The 15,316-nt window shown below is 65.1% G+C and carries 15 protein-coding genes; 11 read left to right on the top strand and 4 right to left on the bottom strand.

Features of this window, described 5'->3' with window-relative positions; genetic code table 11:
• Positions 1-168 precede the first annotated feature (168 nt).
• The 11 genes from DIE08_RS19595 to groL all read left to right on the top strand — a co-directional run bounded on the left by DIE08_RS19595 (position 169) and on the right by groL (position 10,453).
• Positions 169-948 (top strand): ABC transporter substrate-binding protein, encoded by a 780-nt coding sequence (locus DIE08_RS19595; protein ID WP_059604546.1) that lies wholly within the window; start codon positions 169-171, stop codon positions 946-948.
• A 67-nt stretch (positions 949-1,015) separates the two neighbouring features.
• Positions 1,016-2,260 (top strand): FAD-binding oxidoreductase, encoded by a 1,245-nt coding sequence (locus tag DIE08_RS19590; RefSeq protein ID WP_124903092.1) that lies wholly within the window; start codon positions 1,016-1,018, stop codon positions 2,258-2,260.
• A gap of 480 nt (positions 2,261-2,740) precedes the next feature.
• Entirely contained in the window at positions 2,741-4,483 is a 1,743-nt protein-coding gene (locus tag DIE08_RS19580; RefSeq protein WP_124903090.1) for a hypothetical protein, read from the top strand.
• A gap of 276 nt (positions 4,484-4,759) precedes the next feature.
• Positions 4,760-5,119: a hypothetical protein gene (locus tag DIE08_RS19575; RefSeq protein WP_124629572.1), complete on the top strand. Its 360-nt coding sequence runs from the start codon at positions 4,760-4,762 to the stop codon at positions 5,117-5,119.
• Between the two features lie 55 nt (positions 5,120-5,174).
• Entirely contained in the window at positions 5,175-5,690 is a 516-nt protein-coding gene (locus tag DIE08_RS19570) for a sigma-70 family RNA polymerase sigma factor (protein WP_059608125.1), read from the top strand.
• Complete coding sequence (locus DIE08_RS19565; RefSeq protein ID WP_124903088.1) at positions 5,690-6,478, top strand: anti-sigma factor; 789 nt, start codon at positions 5,690-5,692, stop codon at positions 6,476-6,478. The genes DIE08_RS19570 and DIE08_RS19565 overlap by 1 nt, the downstream gene beginning before the upstream one ends.
• 27 nt (positions 6,479-6,505) lie before the next feature.
• Positions 6,506-6,919, top strand: coding sequence for a hypothetical protein (locus DIE08_RS19560; protein ID WP_059608127.1), 414 nt, complete (start codon positions 6,506-6,508; stop codon positions 6,917-6,919).
• Entirely contained in the window at positions 6,916-7,548 is a 633-nt protein-coding gene (locus DIE08_RS19555) for a hypothetical protein (RefSeq protein ID WP_059608128.1), read from the top strand. Before DIE08_RS19560 ends, DIE08_RS19555 begins: the two co-directional genes overlap by 4 nt.
• A gap of 41 nt (positions 7,549-7,589) precedes the next feature.
• Positions 7,590-8,099, top strand: a complete 510-nt coding sequence (locus DIE08_RS19550) for an SRPBCC family protein (RefSeq protein ID WP_059608129.1) — start codon at positions 7,590-7,592, stop codon at positions 8,097-8,099.
• Positions 8,100-8,472: 373 nt separating this feature from the next.
• Positions 8,473-8,766 (top strand): co-chaperone GroES, encoded by a 294-nt coding sequence (locus tag DIE08_RS19545; protein WP_011544732.1) that lies wholly within the window; start codon positions 8,473-8,475, stop codon positions 8,764-8,766.
• 46 nt (positions 8,767-8,812) lie between these two features.
• Positions 8,813-10,453, top strand: a complete 1,641-nt coding sequence (gene groL, locus DIE08_RS19540; protein WP_059611329.1) for a chaperonin GroEL — start codon at positions 8,813-8,815, stop codon at positions 10,451-10,453.
• Between the two features lie 151 nt (positions 10,454-10,604).
• On the opposite strand, the gene DIE08_RS19535 is transcribed toward groL, so the two are convergent.
• From DIE08_RS19535 to DIE08_RS19520, 4 genes are read right to left on the bottom strand one after another with little or no spacing between them, the layout of a single operon-like run.
• A complete protein-coding gene (locus DIE08_RS19535; protein ID WP_124903086.1) occupies positions 10,605-12,461 on the bottom strand; it encodes a hypothetical protein in 1,857 nt (618 codons plus the stop codon).
• A gap of 7 nt (positions 12,462-12,468) precedes the next feature.
• Positions 12,469-13,347: a hypothetical protein gene (locus DIE08_RS19530; protein ID WP_124903084.1), complete on the bottom strand. Its 879-nt coding sequence runs from the start codon at positions 13,345-13,347 to the stop codon at positions 12,469-12,471.
• A complete protein-coding gene (locus DIE08_RS19525; RefSeq protein WP_124903082.1) occupies positions 13,344-13,991 on the bottom strand; it encodes a bifunctional 2-polyprenyl-6-hydroxyphenol methylase/3-demethylubiquinol 3-O-methyltransferase UbiG in 648 nt (215 codons plus the stop codon). The genes DIE08_RS19530 and DIE08_RS19525 overlap by 4 nt, the downstream gene beginning before the upstream one ends.
• Complete coding sequence (locus tag DIE08_RS19520; RefSeq protein WP_260436544.1) at positions 13,988-15,001, bottom strand: glycosyltransferase family 2 protein; 1,014 nt, start codon at positions 14,999-15,001, stop codon at positions 13,988-13,990. Before DIE08_RS19520 ends, DIE08_RS19525 begins: the two co-directional genes overlap by 4 nt.
• Between the last annotated feature and the right edge of the window lie 315 nt (positions 15,002-15,316).

Here is a 15,316-nt window from a genome sequence, read left to right as displayed (position 1 = left end):
GGTGTTGCGCATGGGCGGAGGCGATTCGATCACTGCATCGCGCTTGCGATTATCGTATCCCCTATAGTCTATAGTAGACTAAGAGTCTATATTTTGCGTGCGGACCGGCGTGCCGTCGCACGATGACCGGTCTTCATCGCCTCAATCCGGAATCGAAGGACATCCGTCATGAACTGGAAGCTTTCCCTCTGCGCCGTCGCGGCGCTTGCGTGCGCGGCCGTCTCGGCCCACGCGGAACAGACCACGCTGCGCTTCGGGATCGAAGCAGCGTATCCGCCGTTCGAGAGCAAGACGCCGGCCGGCCAGCTGCAGGGTTTCGACGTCGACATCGGCAACGCGGTGTGCGCGAAGCTGAACATGAAGTGCGTGTGGGTCGAGAATGCGTTCGACGGGCTGATCCCGGCGCTGCAGGCGCGCAAGTTCGACGCGATCAATTCGGCGATGAACATCACCGCGAAGCGCAAGCAGAGCATCGACTTCACGCCGGCGATCTACGTGGTGCCGATCGTGATGGTCGCGCACCGCGGCTCGCCGCTGCGGCCCGATGCCGCGAGCCTGCGCGGCAAGCACGTCGGCGTGCTGCAGGGCTCGTCGCAGGAGGATTTCCTCAAGGCGCACTGGGCGAATGCGGGCGTGGCAGTCGTGTCGTATCAGGACCAGGACCAGATCTATGCCGATCTCGTCGCCGGACGTCTCGACGCGGCCGTGCAGGAAGCGCAGACCGCGCAGGACGGTTTCCTCGACAAGCCGGCCGGCCGCGACTACCAGATCGTCGGCGACGCGCTGAAGGATCCCGCGACGCTCGGCGAAGGCACCGGCTTCGGGATGCGCAAGGGCGACAAGGCGCTGCAGGCGAAGATCGTCGGCGCGCTCGACGCGCTGAAGAAGGACGGCACGCTGAGTGCGCTGTCGCAGAAGTACTTCAAGCGCGACATCGTCGCGAAGTAAGCCTGGCCGCCCGCCGGCCGCGGTGCCGGCGCGCGTCGCACCGAATCTCGACGCAGTACGGGGAAGCATGGATTTCGACGTCATCGTTCTGGGGGCCGGCATCGTCGGCGTGTCGTCGGCGCTGCATCTGCAGGATCGCGGGCTGCGCGTCGCGCTCGTCGACCGGCGCGCGCCCGGCGAGGAAACGAGCCACGGCAATGCCGGGCTGATCGAGCGCTCGTCGGTCGTGCCGTACGCGTTCCCGCGCCGGCTCGGCACGCTGCTGCGCTACGCACGCAACCGCTCGGTCGATCTCTACTGGGACTACAAGGCATTGCCCGCGTATGCGGGCTGGCTCGCGCGCTTCTGGCGCGAATCGTCGCCGCAGCGGCTCGCGGCCGCCGCGCGCGACATGCTGCCGCTCGTCGCGGCGAGCGTCGTCGAGCACGACGCGCTGCTCGCGCGCACCGACGCGCAACCGCTTGTGCATGACGGCGGGTGGATCGAGGCGTTCCGTTCACCGGCGCTGTTCGACGCGGAAACGCGCGCGCAGCAGCGGGTGGCCGACGCGCACGGGTTGCGGATGAGCGTCCTCGACGCGCGCGCGTTGCGCGAACGCGAGCCCGGCATCGGCGACGCATTCTGCGGCGCATTCCACTGGCGGGACCCGAAGACCGTGTCGAGCCCCGGGGGCCTGACGAAGGCGTACGCGCGGCTGTTCGAGCGTGACGGCGGCACGTTCGTGCGCGGCGACGCGGCGACGCTCGCGCAGGTGGACGACGGCTGGCGGGTCAATACCGAGCATGGGCCGATCGCGGCCCGCTCGGCCGTGGTCGCGCTCGGGCCGTGGTCCGATCACGTGTTCGCGCCGCTCGGCTACCGGATTCCGCTGCGCGCCAAGCGCGGCTATCACATGCATTACCGGCCGACCCGCGCGCCGCTGAACGTGCCCGTGTGCGATACCGAGGAGGGGTTCGTCGTCGCTCCGATGGAGGGCGGCCGCCTGCGGCTCACGACCGGCGTCGAGATCGCGTTGCGCGGCGCGCCGCCGACCGGCGTGCAGCTCGCGCGCGCCGAGCCGCTGGCGCGCGACGCGTTCGGCATCGGCGAGCGGCTCGATCCGGCACCATGGCTCGGGATGCGGCCGTGCACGCCCGACATGCGGCCGGTGATCGGGCCTGCGCCGCGCCATCGTCATCTTTGGTTCGCGTTCGGCCATTGCCACCACGGGCTGACGCTCGGCCCCGCGACCGGGCGTCTGCTCGCCGAGATGATGACGGGCGAGCCGACCTACATCGATCCCCATCCGTACCGACCCGCGCGCTTCGGCTGAGCGCGTTTCGATACGACGGCCGCCGCAGTGCGGCCGTCACATTTTTTCATTTGGTTATCCGTATTATCCGCAGTCGCGCAAATGGAAATGATCTGCGTAATTGATCGGAAAGAAATCACGAAATAAGAAAAACGGTAAACAAGTGATTTATTAATGCATTTTCATGAAAATGAAATGCGGAGCAGGCGATCTGCCAGGGCAATCCGGCGGCACTTTCACAACGGACGTCCGGATGTGGCACGGAATGTACCGGAACACGTTACTTCTGGCCTCGCAAACGTTACGTTACATCCGCGCGCCGGACGTCTAATTCGTCAGATTATTGTGGCCGTGCGACCCATTTATTTGCCCGGAAATCCATATAAAACCGTTATTGGCCCGCAATAGGCCAACGAATCAATCCGTTTTATCCGGGTGGCACACTTCGTGCAATCCGTCCCCATGCTTTATCAACGTAGTGCCAACCGAGATGGGGTAAAGATGGGACAAAAGATTGAATTGACGGGTGTGGCGCTGTCGGTCGCGACGGTGTTCGGGGTACTGGCTTCCGGTTCGGCTATCGCGGGGACGCTCGATGCGCTGCCGCTTCCGCAGGTAATCGTGAATCCGCCGACGAACAGCGTCTCGATCGGGCTGGCCGCGACCGGCACGTCGCCGCTGGGTTCGATCACCGTGGCGGCGGGCGGGTCGGGCGCGATTCAGACGTCGCTGGGCGATCCGGCGCAGGCGTTGTCTGGCGCGGTGAACGCGCTGCAAGGCGCGCTCGGCGGCGCCGGCGGCAATCCGGCCGGCGCATTGACCGGCGCGCTGGGCACGGCGACGGGGACGTTGAGCAATGCGGTTGGTACGGTCACGGGTGCACTGGGTAACGTGGGCGGCGGTGCGAATCCGCTGGCGCCGGTTCAAGGTGTCGTCAATCAAGTGACGGGGGCGCTCGGCGGCGGCAATCCGGCAGGTGCGTTGACCGGTGCGCTGGGCACGGTCACGGGTGCACTGGGGAACGTCGGCGGCACGAACCCGCTGACACCAATCCAGAACATTGTCGACCAGGTCACGGGCACGGTGGGCAGCGGCAATCCGGCCGGTGCGCTGGGCAACGCGGTCAATACGATCACGGGGACGCTCGGCAACATCGGCGGCGCGTCGAGCCCGTTGGCACCGGTGCAAGGCGCCGTCACGCAACTCGCCGGCACGCTTGGCAACGGCAACCCGGCCAGTGCACTGACGGACGCCGTGAACTCGATGACGGGCGCGCTCGGCAACCTCGGCGGCACGAACCCGCTGGCGCCGGTGCAGGGCGTCGTGAACCAGGTCGTCGGCACGTTGTCGGGCGCCGGCGGCGGCAGCCCGATCGCGCCGATCACGAACCTCGTCAGCGGCCTGCAGAACGCACTGCCGACGGGTGGCAACGCGGCCGGCGCGCTGACCGGCGCACTCGGTTCGGTCACGAGCGCGCTCGGCAACCTCGGTAGCACGAACCCGCTGGCCCCGGTCCAGGGCGTCGTGAACCAGGTCGTCGGCACGCTCGGCAGCGGCAACCCGGCAGCCGCACTGAGCAACGCGGTCAATTCGGTGACGGGCGCACTCGGCAACCTCGGCGGTACGAACCCGCTGGCGCCGGTGCAAGGCGTCGTGAACCAGGTGGTCGGCACGCTCGGCGGCAGCAATCCGGCCGGCGCACTGACGGGGGCCGTGAGCTCGGTGACGGGCGCGCTCGGCAACCTCGGCGGCACGAACCCGCTGGCCCCGGTGCAGGGTGTCGTGAACCAGGTCGTCGGCACGCTGTCGGGCGCAGGCGGCAGCCCGATCGCGCCGATCACGAACCTCGTCAGCGGTCTGACCGGCGGCAGCAACCCGGCCGGCGCACTGACCGGTGCACTCGGTTCGGTGACGGGCGCCCTCGCGAACGGTCCGGCAGCCCTCGGACAGGCGGCCGGCGCGCTGTCGGGCGCGGCGGGTTCGACGGCTGCGGCGGGCGGCAGCCTGCTCGGCTCCGGCGCGAGCGCGGCCGGCAGCACGGCGGGCGCGACCGGTTCGCTGGTGTCGACGACCGGCAACGCGACGGCAACGGTCGTCAATGCTGTCGGCACGACGCTGGGCGCGGCGCTGGGTTCCACGCCGAGCCTGTCGGTCACGCCGCACTCGGGCAACGGCTCCGCGAACAACCCGCTCGCGCCGGTGTCGACGCTGCTGCAGGCGGTGACTGGCGCATTGCCGAAGTAACCGGCCGGAACGCGCGGCGGCGGCGCATCGCCCGCCGCGCGCAACGGGTCGTACATCGCGGCATGACAGCAATGTCATGCCGCGTTTTCTTTGGGTTCCCGATGTGTTTCCCGTGAGGAATGGCGTCGCTTTGTGGGGTGGCATGGAATAACCGGCCGGTTTCGTCCGTTTACATACCGAGTCTCGGCGCGGCCGGACAGCGGGATAATGGTCATGACGAAGTCGACGTCCCGTCCGGCGCCACCGTGCCGCGATGCCATGTCAAGGAGAACGGGAATGAAGACGATGCTGTTCGCCATCGCGCTGACGGCCGCGATCGCGCGGCCCGCGGCCGCCGAGCCGCCGCAGGCCGGTGACGGGAAACTGGTCGACGAAGATCACATGACGCTGTACGTGTTCGATCACGACGCGCCGGGCAAGAGCACCTGCACCGGCACCTGTGCGGCCAACTGGCCGCCGGCGCTCGCCGACGGATACGACAAGGCGACGGGTGCACTGAGCCTCGTCACGCGCGACGACGGTCGGAAGCAATGGGCTTACCACGGCCGTCCGCTGTATCGCTGGAAGATGGACCGCAAGGCCGGCGATGCCGGCGGCGACGGGATCGGCGGCATGTGGCACGTCGCGCGCCCCTGAGAAACCGACGGACCGAATGACGGACTGACGGCGCGGCGATGCGCGAGGCATCCGGATGAGCTACGAATCGGACCTGCTGGTGTGGCTGCCGCATCTCACGCGATATGCGCGCGCGCTGACGGGCGAGCGGGCCTGGGCGGACGATCTCGTGCAGGACACGCTCGAGCGCGCGCTGAACCGGCCGCCGCGCGACGGCGGAAACCTGCGTGCGTGGCTGCTGACGCTGCTGCGCCACCGCTTCATCGACCAGTTGCGCGCGCGGCACGAGATCGCGGTCGACGATGCGACCGCGCCATGGCAGACGATGGCCGCGCCGACCGACGAGATCGGCGGCCTGCTGCTGCGCGACGTGCAGCGCGCGCTGTATCGGCTGCCCGTCGAGCAGCGCGAGGTGCTGCTCCTGGTCGCGCTCGAGGAATTGAGTTACCGCGAAGCCGCACAGGTGCTTGGCGTGCCGGTGGGGACGGTGATGTCGCGGTTGTCGCGGGCGCGTGAACAGATGCGTGCGCTGCTGTCCGGCGAGTCGCCGGCGCGCGGCGCGGCCGCGTTACGGGTGATCGGGAAGACATGATGGACGACGATCCGCGCAAACCTTCGAATGATCGGGACGGCGGGGCCGATGCATCGGCGCAATTGCTGTCGGCGCTGCTCGACGGCGAACTGTCCGGACAGGAGCGCCGCGAGGTGCTCGAACGGCTGCAATCCGATCAGCGCGAAGCCGACCGGTTTGCGCATTACGGCGCGCAGCGCGACGCGTTGCACGCGCTGTTCCCGCTGCCTGCCGCCGCACCCGCGCTGTTTGTGCAGCGGCGCGCACCGCGCTGGCGCGGCGTCGCGCATGCATTCGCGGGACTGGCGGCCGGGCTGGTGATCGGCGTCGCGCTGCACGCGGGCTGGACGACGTTCGGTGCCGAGCCGGCCTTCGCCGCGCGCGCGGACGTCGCGTACGCCGTGTACGCGGCCGATCGGGAGCATCCGGTCGAGGTCGACGCACGCGATCCGGCGCGCCTTGCCGCGTGGCTGTCCGCGCGTCTCGGGCGGTCCGTGCGCGCGCCGTCGCTCGACGAATACGGATATGCATTGCTGGGCGGCCGGCTGCTGCCGGGCGACGCGGGGCCGGCCGCGCAACTGATGTACCAGCGTGCGGACGGCAAGCGCGTGACGCTCTACATGACGGCCTACGATGCGCGGCGCTTCGCGCCGCAGTCGATGTCGGCCGGCGGCCGCGACACGTATTTCTGGTCCGATCGCGGCATGGGTTATGCACTCTCCGGACGCGCCGACGAACGACGGCTGCGCGAGCTCGCGATCGAAGCATGCGGCGCGCTCGGCGGACCGACCGACGCGTGGAAGGGGTGACGCGCGCGACATCGGCAGGGAGCCAACATGAACACGAAGGCGGTGATGGCGGCGGTGGCGCTCGTGGCGGGCGCCGGGCTCGCGCGGGCGGACGGCGATGCGCCGGTGCGCGTGCCGGTCGATGCCGACGGCGTGCAGCGGGTGGCGATCGTCGGCGGCAGCTATTTCTTTCGCCCGAACCACGTGATCGTCCGCGCGCACGTGCCGGTCGAACTCACGGTATCGGCCGAACCGGGCGTCGTGCCGCACAGTTTCGAGATCGACGCGCCGCAGGCCGGGATCGCGGTGCACACCGAACTGGGCACGACGCCGCGCACGTTGCGCTTCACGCCGACGGCGCCCGGCCGCTTCGCCTACTATTGCACGCATCGGCTGCTGTTCCTGCGCAGCCATCGCGAGCGCGGAATGGAAGGCGTGCTCGACGTCGAGGCGGCGCCGTGATCGCCGCATTGCTGGCCGCGAGCCTGATAGGAGCGAGCATGACAGCCGATCCCGTTACCATCGCGCAGTCGCATTTCGACCAGGTCCATTCGTACCGCGCGACGATCCGCTCGTCCGCGCGAAGCGGCGAGCACGCCGAATTCCACTATGCCTACCGGAAACCCGGTTTCGTCCGGATGGACTTCGTGTCGCCGCATCACGGCGCGGTGCTCGCGTACGACCCCGACGCGGGCAAGGTACGGCTGCGCCCGTTCGGCGAGCATGCGCTGCCCGCGCTGACGCTGTCGCCGTCCAATCCGCTCCTGCGCGACCGCAGCGGCCATCGCGTCGACCGGTCGGATGTCGGCGTGCTGCTGCGCAACGTACACGCGCTGCAGCAGGGCGGTGCGACCGTGACGGAAGGCAAGGAAACCATCGGCGGCCGTACCACGCTGCGCGTATCGGTGACGGGCGCGCCCGCACACGTGGTTGACGGCGTGCATCGCTATCTGTTGTGGCTGGACGCCGAGGACGGCTTTCCGCTGAAGGTCGTCAGCTTCGCGGATGACGACGGCGCGCCGCTCGAAACGGTGACGCTCGACGACGTCGAGATCGACGTCGCGTTTCCCGCCCGCTTTTTCGCGCCCTGATCGCGCGCTTGATCCCGATTCTGATTCGCGCCGGAGGCAGCATGGCGGAATACCGGTTTTCGACGACGTGGCGCGTGGACGCGCCCCTCGCGGCTGTCTGGGACGCGATCTACCAGGTCGATCGCTGGCCCGACTGGTGGAAGAGTGCCGTGCAGACCGCCGAGATCGAGCGCGGCGATGCGCGCGGCGTCGGCGCGCTGCAGCGATACACGTGGAAAGGCGCGTTGCCGTACCGGCTGACCTTCGACATGCGCGTGCTGCGCGTCGAGCGGCCGCATGTGCTCGAAGGCCGCGCGAGCGGCGCGATCGAAGGCGACGGCCGCTGGTCGTTCGCCGGCGACGGTGCGCGCACCGTCGTGCGCTACGACTGGCACATCCGCACGCGCGAGCGCTGGATGAACTGGCTGGAGCCGATCGCGCGCCCGCTGTTCGCCTGGAATCACGACGTCGTGATGCGCGAAGGCGCGAAAGGCCTCGCGCGACTGCTCGGCGCGACGGTCGTGACCGACGGCCGGACGTTCCAGCCAGTGGCGGGCTGTCCGGACATGTGACGATCCCGTGGCAGCCGTTTGGGCTCCTGTGGCGTCCGAGCAGCCTTTGCATGCGATGCCGGACGACCGCGGGAACTCGGTGCTCGCCCCGTGTCAAATTGGGGCGAGGGTCGGGATTTCCCGTATCCCGTCCGCTCCCGGTGTGCGAGATTGATGCTTATGTAATTGTTTTAACTGAATTTTTGTGATTCACCCCCGTTTTTCCGTCGTTCCGCCTCGCACGAAAAAACCTCCGGCTCCCCTTCTTGAATTTGTCAAAACCCGTCCATATAATTAGCACTCGCTGCACGAGAGTGCTAACAATTCTCTGCCGGGCAATTTGCCGGGCAGATTCCCCAAGCGTTCTTCAATCTCAGTCAAGAGAGGAGTGAATATGAACCTTCGTCCTTTGCACGATCGCGTGATCGTCAAGCGTCTGGATCAAGAAACCAAGACCGCCTCGGGCATCGTCATCCCCGAAGCCGCTGCTGAAAAGCCGGATCAAGGCGAGATCCTCGCGGTCGGCCCGGGCAAGCGTGACGACAAGGGCGCTCCGATCGCGCTCGACGTGAAGGTCGGCGATCGCGTCCTGTTCGGCAAGTACGCAGGCCAGACCGTCAAGGTCGACGGCCAGGAACTGCTGGTCATGCGCGAAGAAGACATCATGGCCGTGGTCAACGCGAAGTAAGCGTCCACTGACGGTACATATTCCCAAGAATTCAAGGAGTTAGAAGATGGCAGCTAAAGACGTCGTATTCGGCGATTCCGCCCGTTCGAAGATGGTTGAAGGCGTGAACATTCTCGCCAACGCAGTCAAGGTCACGCTGGGTCCGAAGGGCCGCAACGTGGTGCTCGAGCGCAGCTTCGGCGGCCCGACGGTCACCAAGGACGGTGTGTCGGTCGCGAAGGAAATCGAGCTGAAGGACAAGCTCCAGAACATGGGCGCGCAAATGGTCAAGGAAGTCGCTTCCAAGACCAGCGACAACGCAGGCGACGGCACGACGACGGCAACCGTCCTCGCGCAATCGATCGTTCGCGAAGGCATGAAGTACGTCGCATCGGGCATGAACCCGATGGACCTGAAGCGCGGCATCGACAAGGCAGTCGCAGCGGCTGTCGAAGAGCTGAAGAAGATCAGCAAGCCGTGCACGACGAACAAGGAAATCGCACAGGTCGGCTCGATCTCGGCGAACAGCGACTCGTCGATCGGCGATCGCATCGCTGAAGCGATGGACAAGGTCGGCAAGGAAGGCGTGATCACCGTCGAAGACGGCAAGTCGCTGGCCGACGAACTCGACGTCGTCGAAGGCATGCAATTCGACCGCGGCTACCTGTCGCCGTACTTCATCAACAACCCGGACAAGCAAGTCGCCGTCCTCGAAAACCCGTTCGTGCTGCTGCACGACAAGAAGGTGTCGAACATCCGCGATCTGCTGCCGGTGCTCGAACAAGTCGCGAAGGCAGGCCGTCCGCTGCTGATCATCGCCGAAGACGTCGAAGGCGAAGCGCTCGCAACGCTGGTCGTCAACAACATCCGCGGTATCCTGAAGACCGTTGCGGTCAAGGCGCCGGGCTTCGGCGATCGTCGCAAGGCGATGCTGGAAGACATCGCGATCCTGACCGGCGGTCAGGTCGTCGCGGAAGAAACCGGCCTGACGCTCGAGAAGGCAACGCTGGCTGAACTGGGCCAGGCGAAGCGCATCGAAGTGGGCAAGGAAAACACGACGATCATCGACGGCGCAGGCGAAGCCGTGAACATCGAAGCGCGTGTCAAGCAGATCCGCACGCAAATCGAAGAAGCGACGTCGGACTACGACCGTGAAAAGCTGCAAGAGCGCGTGGCCAAGCTGGCCGGCGGCGTGGCAGTGATCAAGGTCGGCGCTGCGACCGAAGTCGAAATGAAGGAAAAGAAGGCACGCGTCGAAGACGCGCTGCACGCAACCCGCGCTGCCGTTGAAGAAGGCATCGTCCCGGGCGGCGGCGTTGCGCTGATCCGTGCACGTACCGCGATCGCAGGCGTGACCGGCGCGAACGCCGATCAGAACGCAGGCATCAAGATCGTGCTGCGCGCAATGGAAGAGCCGCTGCGCCAGATCGTCACGAACGGCGGCGAAGAAGCGAGCGTCGTGGTCGCAGCAGTTGCAGCAGGCAAGGGCAACTACGGCTACAACGCAGCGACGGGTGAGTACGTCGACATGGTTGAAGCCGGCGTCGTCGACCCGACCAAGGTCACGCGCACCGCACTGCAGAACGCAGCTTCGGTTGCAGGCCTGCTGCTGACGACGGACGCAGCTGTCGCAGAACTGCCGAAGGAAGATGCACCGATGCCGGGCGGCATGCCGGGCGGCATGGGCGGCATGGGCATGGACATGTAATCGACTTCGGTCGATGGTGTCCGGAACGCGCAGCGATGCGCGTTCCAGCCAAAAGAAAAGACCCGCAGCGATGCGGGTCTTTTTTTGTTTGTACGCGCGCGGATGGCGATGCTGAACGAAGCGGCAGGGATCGATGGATGCGCGGCGCGCGTTATTCGCGCAGCATGATCAATGCGTAATAGCGCCGCGTTTTCACGATGAAGCGGGGATTGGTCGAGAGCGCTTTCACCACTGCAGCGTAGCGTGAGCGCGCGCGGTCCAGTTCCGTCGACGACGGTGGCCAAAGATGGGCATTCCATAGCAGGTCAACGTAGCTGATGACCACTGCACGCGTGCTGCGGTCCGTCAGCGTGCGCTCGATGTTGTCGGCAAGCGTCGTCGTGTCGGATGAAAACAGCACCGAGACGGAGGGCGGCCAGTGCACTTGCGCGAGCGCGACGTTTTTATCGCCGCCGATGTTGTAGGTGCGCGTATCGGACGCTGCGGCCAGATAGGCAGCCAGAAAGTCGTTGCCCTGCGGAACGAACGCTGTGATCCCTTCCTTCGGGGCGTCCTGCCTGAAATCCGCGACGATTGACCGGTCGAGCATCTCGAACTGGTCGCGGAAGCGCAGCGGCGCATGCAGTTGCACCCGACGCACGAAATGGAGCACTTCGGAGTACGTGAGACCGGAATCCGGATGCGGCAGGTTCGATGCCAGCATCAGACCGAGCAGCGACCACGCGACGTTTTGCTTGTTGCGGCGTGATAGCTCGGTGATCAGCAAGACAAACAGAGCCCAGAATGCGAAGGCGGTCAGCGCGCTCCATCGGTACGATGCGCGCATGTTCTTGAAGCCCGGTACGTGAGTTGACAGATAGGCCGATCCGGTGGGCGCGATCGCGTATTCGGGCGGCATCGTAGCCTGGAAATTGCCAACAGCGCGATCGGCGTCGGGACGTACGGAATCAACTTTCAACGACGGGCCGAGTGCGAGGTATGTTGCGAGCACGCCAAGCACCAGCAGCGGGATGCCGCGGGCGCGCTCTTTCGTCAGGGCGAGTCCAGCCATGCCCGCAATGACGACAGGCGCGATGAACGTGGTGAACCACACGGATGCGTCGCCAAAGTAGGCTGCGTCGCTTCTGGGTGTGCTGATGCTCAGTGCATCCCATATCCACAGGAGTCCTTGCGTTGGTCGCACAAGCATGGTCACATCCACGCCGTAGCCGCGAAATACGGACAATGGATCGGCAGCAAAGCTTTGTGTGCCGACGTATTGTCGGTAAAGCACGAATGCAATCCCAAAGCCGGCAGCGTAAAGCGGCACGCCGGCGGCAAGCTGACGTATCCTGCGTTCGCCCGGTTGCATGAGCCAGCCCGCATACTGGACGATTGTGCCCACTGCGAACATGACGAACGTATAACCGTCGGTGAATGCTGCCAGACATGCGACGATGATGAATCTCATCCCCGATACCGCGATCGTCCTTGAGCCGCGCGTAGCGATCGCATCGCATAGTTGATGTGTCGTCCATAGGTAAAGAGGCAACAGCGCGATCCCGGCGGACAGCATTGAATATCCGGAGTGGGCCCATACGACAGGCATGGTTGCCCACACCACGGCGAGCGCCAGCGCATATCGTGCCGAAGCGCCCTGTGCCGATGCGTAGCATTTTGCGCCCCACAGCGCGAGCGCTAGAAATAGCAGCATGGTCGAGCTGTAGGCATCCGCGGGGTTCAGCGGCGTAGTAGCAAGCAGAGTGCTTTCGACAAGCGCGCCGGACAGGCCGAACGCGATCGGAGCGGGGGCTGGAAGACCGAAATTGTGGGCGAAGATCGACGGCCAGCCGCTGTTGGCGAAGGACTGCGCGAATGATGAAATCCACAACGCCTGACCAAGCGTCGGAAGGGCGACGAAGGGCACGGCTCCGTATACAACCGCGACTACCGCCAGCGCTGCCACGAACGGCAACGCCCTGCGCAAGATCGGTGCGAATGGAGGCAGGTTTCTTTGAGTGTCGCGCATGTCTGAATCAGTGCGGGTGTTTGGTGGCGAACGTCGCGCCGACAAAGAAAATCAGGTCGCCTGTCACGGTCACCATGCGGCCGAGGACGATCGCGGTAATCAGATCCGCTTGCCCGACGATCCCGTGCATCAACCAGTACAGGACGGCTTCGCGGACGCCGACACCCGCCGGTGCGCCGGGGGTGACAAGGCCGGCGAGCCAGGCCACGACGTAGGCGCCGCAGACGGGTAGCCAGAAACCTGCGCGAAGCGCGTCGACTGTTGTGTGTTTGGACGCGATGGCGAGCAGTGCGCAGAAGATTAGCCCTGCGGCAAGCAGAAACGCGGCGTGCAGCGACACCGCACGCGCCACCTGTCGGGACCAGGTCGTCCAGACTGTCCACACCGCAATGGCAAGCAGCCCTACGAATGCAGCAACGGCTGCCGAAGTACCGATTGCCGGCCATTTGAGCGGAGCCGCCAGCAACGCGAAGGGCAGCGCGGTCGATGCAATGACGGCAAGTTCCCACCCGATTGACTTCGCGACAGGCCATGCAGGCAGGCCGGCCGCGATGCCGATCGCCTGGCGACCGGCAAGATGGAAGATATTTCCCGGCGTGTATTTGGCAAGCTGCGACACGCCATACGTCCGAATGGTCCACGTACGTGATGGCTCGACGCCGTGTTGGGCCAGCAGGTGCCGCCACGCGAGCGCCAGCAACACGCCACACGCGCCGTAGCCCGCGCTAAGCAACGCCACGGCGCTCCACGTCATTGCGGAGAACGTGTCGAGTGAAAGTTGGCGGCTGTACTCGACGAGCTTCATGCCGACGAAGATCGTGCCGAGCGCGCCCAACGCGCTACCGGCGAGATGCACCCAGCGCCGTTCCCGTTTGCCGAACTTCACTCGTGTGCAGCGCTACGAGGGCGGCAGAGCAGCATCGTCCATGGTAACGGCGTGCGCACGCATACGATCTCGAAGCGTGTGGAGATGAAGGCGAGGAACGCACGGGTCGACCAACGCTGAACGTGGCCGGGCGTGTTCCCCAGTGCGGACAGATATTTGCCGCGCGCGAGGTTCATTGCGCTCCAGATCGGTTCACGCGGCACGCTGAAAATCACGTGGCGTGCGCCCAGCGCCTGAATGTTGCGCAACGCGACTTCCGGATGCTCGAGATGCTCCAGCACTTCGCAGCAAACGACGAGATCGGCTTGCACATCCTCGGGCTGCAGGTCGTAGACGTCGCGCCGGGAGAAATACGCGGGATCGATCCCGCGTGCGATCGCGTTTTCCTGCGCGATCGCAATTACTTGGCTGGAGAAATCGCTGCCGGTGGCGTGAAGGCCTTGCTGTCGCCAGCGCAGAACCCAATACCCTTCGCCGCAGCCGATTTCGTGGATGGACGACGGTGTCGCCCGGGCCACGACGTCGGTCAGGGCTTCATCGAAACCACGCATGAGACGGCGGACGATCGGGTTGCGTGAGCCGTACTTGTCGTAATGGTTGCCGACGACGATCCCGTTTTCGGCCATGCCCTGCGCCATCTTCATCGAACGACCTCGAACGCGCGTGTCGCATCCTTGTCGAACTGCGGCGGGACTGCACGGTCGGTCTGCATCTGCTTGACCATAAAACGCACATCCTCGAGCAGCTTGCGGTTCGTGGACAACAGGTCCGCGACGATGGCGATCAACAGTGTCTGAAAGCCGGCACCCACCAGTATCGACGCGAGAATCAGGGATTGGATGTGTCCGGTTCCATGGCCGGTCGCCCAGAAATAGACGAAGCGGAGCCCGATCGCCGCACCCGCACCGAGCACGATCGTGCCAAGCGTGCCAAAAAAAGCGGCGGGTCGGTAGATCACGAAAATCCGGAGGATCGTATGGGCGGAGCGCATCACGTATGATCCGATGCTTTTCACCAGTCGCGACGGTCGCAGGAATCCGTTGACCCGGATCGGTACCGACACGATCGACATGTCTCGTTGGCCCGCCTGGATGATCGTCTCGAGGGTATACGTATAATTACTGAAGACCGTCAGCCGCTGAGCGGCGTGGCGGCTATAGGCACGAAAGCCGCTCGTCGTGTCGGGAATATCAGTGCGGCTGACCGCACGGACCACCCAGCTGCCGATTTTCTGCAGCGCTTTCTTGAGCGGCGAAAAATGCGCGATTTCATCGATCGGCCGCGCACCGACGACGATATCGGCGTCACCAAGATAAATCGGGTGGACGAGAGCGGGAATATCCGCGGCATTGTATTGATTGTCGGCATCGGTATTGACGATGACGTCGGCACCGCGCTGCAGGCAGGCTTCCAGTCCGGTCATGAAGGCGCGTGCCAAGCCGCGGTTGCGCGAATGCCGAATGATGTGATCGACGCCGGCGGCCCGCGCGGCCTCGAGGGTCCCGTCGCTGCTGCCGTCGTCGACGATCAGCCATTCGACCGTGTCAAATCCGGGGATTCGGCGAGGAAGTGCCGCCAGTGCAATCGGCAATGCGGCGGCTTCGTTGAAGCATGGGATTTGAATAATTAATTTCATCGCTTGCCAGAGAGACATTCGCCCACATGCTGATGGCGTTCGAATATCGAAGTAGCCTTTTCGAATTCGGCAAACATCACTGGAATATAGAACAGATTGAAATCTGGAAAATTACGGCAAATTACATGCGGGCTGCGATTGCCGGAGTCGCGATCGGAGCAGGCAGGCGCGATCTCACACATCGGTAGCCGTATGGTCTTTTCATGATCGTCGCCCGGACGGGATAGTAAGTGGGGTGGGCTGGTGGGCAGGAGACGCTCGGCGCGCGCGGCAATTTACAATTTTGCAATATTACAATCAAACGTTGCAAAAATCGATCTGAACGGATAGGGG

Source organism: Burkholderia sp. Bp9004 (assembly GCF_003858025.1).
GTDB lineage: Bacteria > Pseudomonadota > Gammaproteobacteria > Burkholderiales > Burkholderiaceae > Burkholderia > Burkholderia diffusa.
Note: the sequence above shows the minus strand (reverse complement) of the source record. Positions and strands in the feature narration are given on the sequence as shown.

Excerpts from the sequence above, each read along its gene's own strand:
- DIE08_RS19575 (WP_124629572.1), top strand. The coding sequence starts at position 4,760 with ATGAAGACGATGCTGTTCGCCATCGCGCTGACGGCCGCGATCGCGCGG.
- DIE08_RS19565 (WP_124903088.1), top strand. The coding sequence starts at position 5,690 with ATGGACGACGATCCGCGCAAACCTTCGAATGATCGGGACGGCGGGGCC.
- DIE08_RS19595 (WP_059604546.1), top strand. The coding sequence starts at position 169 with ATGAACTGGAAGCTTTCCCTCTGCGCCGTCGCGGCGCTTGCGTGCGCG.
- DIE08_RS19580 (WP_124903090.1), top strand. The coding sequence starts at position 2,741 with ATGGGACAAAAGATTGAATTGACGGGTGTGGCGCTGTCGGTCGCGACG.
- DIE08_RS19535 (WP_124903086.1), bottom strand. The coding sequence starts at position 12,461 with ATGCGCGACACTCAAAGAAACCTGCCTCCATTCGCACCGATCTTGCGC.
- DIE08_RS19550 (WP_059608129.1), top strand. The coding sequence starts at position 7,590 with ATGGCGGAATACCGGTTTTCGACGACGTGGCGCGTGGACGCGCCCCTC.
- DIE08_RS19590 (WP_124903092.1), top strand. The coding sequence starts at position 1,016 with ATGGATTTCGACGTCATCGTTCTGGGGGCCGGCATCGTCGGCGTGTCG.
- DIE08_RS19525 (WP_124903082.1), bottom strand. The coding sequence starts at position 13,991 with ATGAAGATGGCGCAGGGCATGGCCGAAAACGGGATCGTCGTCGGCAAC.
- DIE08_RS19560 (WP_059608127.1), top strand. The coding sequence starts at position 6,506 with ATGAACACGAAGGCGGTGATGGCGGCGGTGGCGCTCGTGGCGGGCGCC.
- DIE08_RS19520 (WP_260436544.1), bottom strand. The coding sequence starts at position 15,001 with ATGTCTCTCTGGCAAGCGATGAAATTAATTATTCAAATCCCATGCTTC.
- DIE08_RS19570 (WP_059608125.1), top strand. The coding sequence starts at position 5,175 with ATGAGCTACGAATCGGACCTGCTGGTGTGGCTGCCGCATCTCACGCGA.
- groL (WP_059611329.1), top strand. The coding sequence starts at position 8,813 with ATGGCAGCTAAAGACGTCGTATTCGGCGATTCCGCCCGTTCGAAGATG.
- DIE08_RS19545 (WP_011544732.1), top strand. The coding sequence starts at position 8,473 with ATGAACCTTCGTCCTTTGCACGATCGCGTGATCGTCAAGCGTCTGGAT.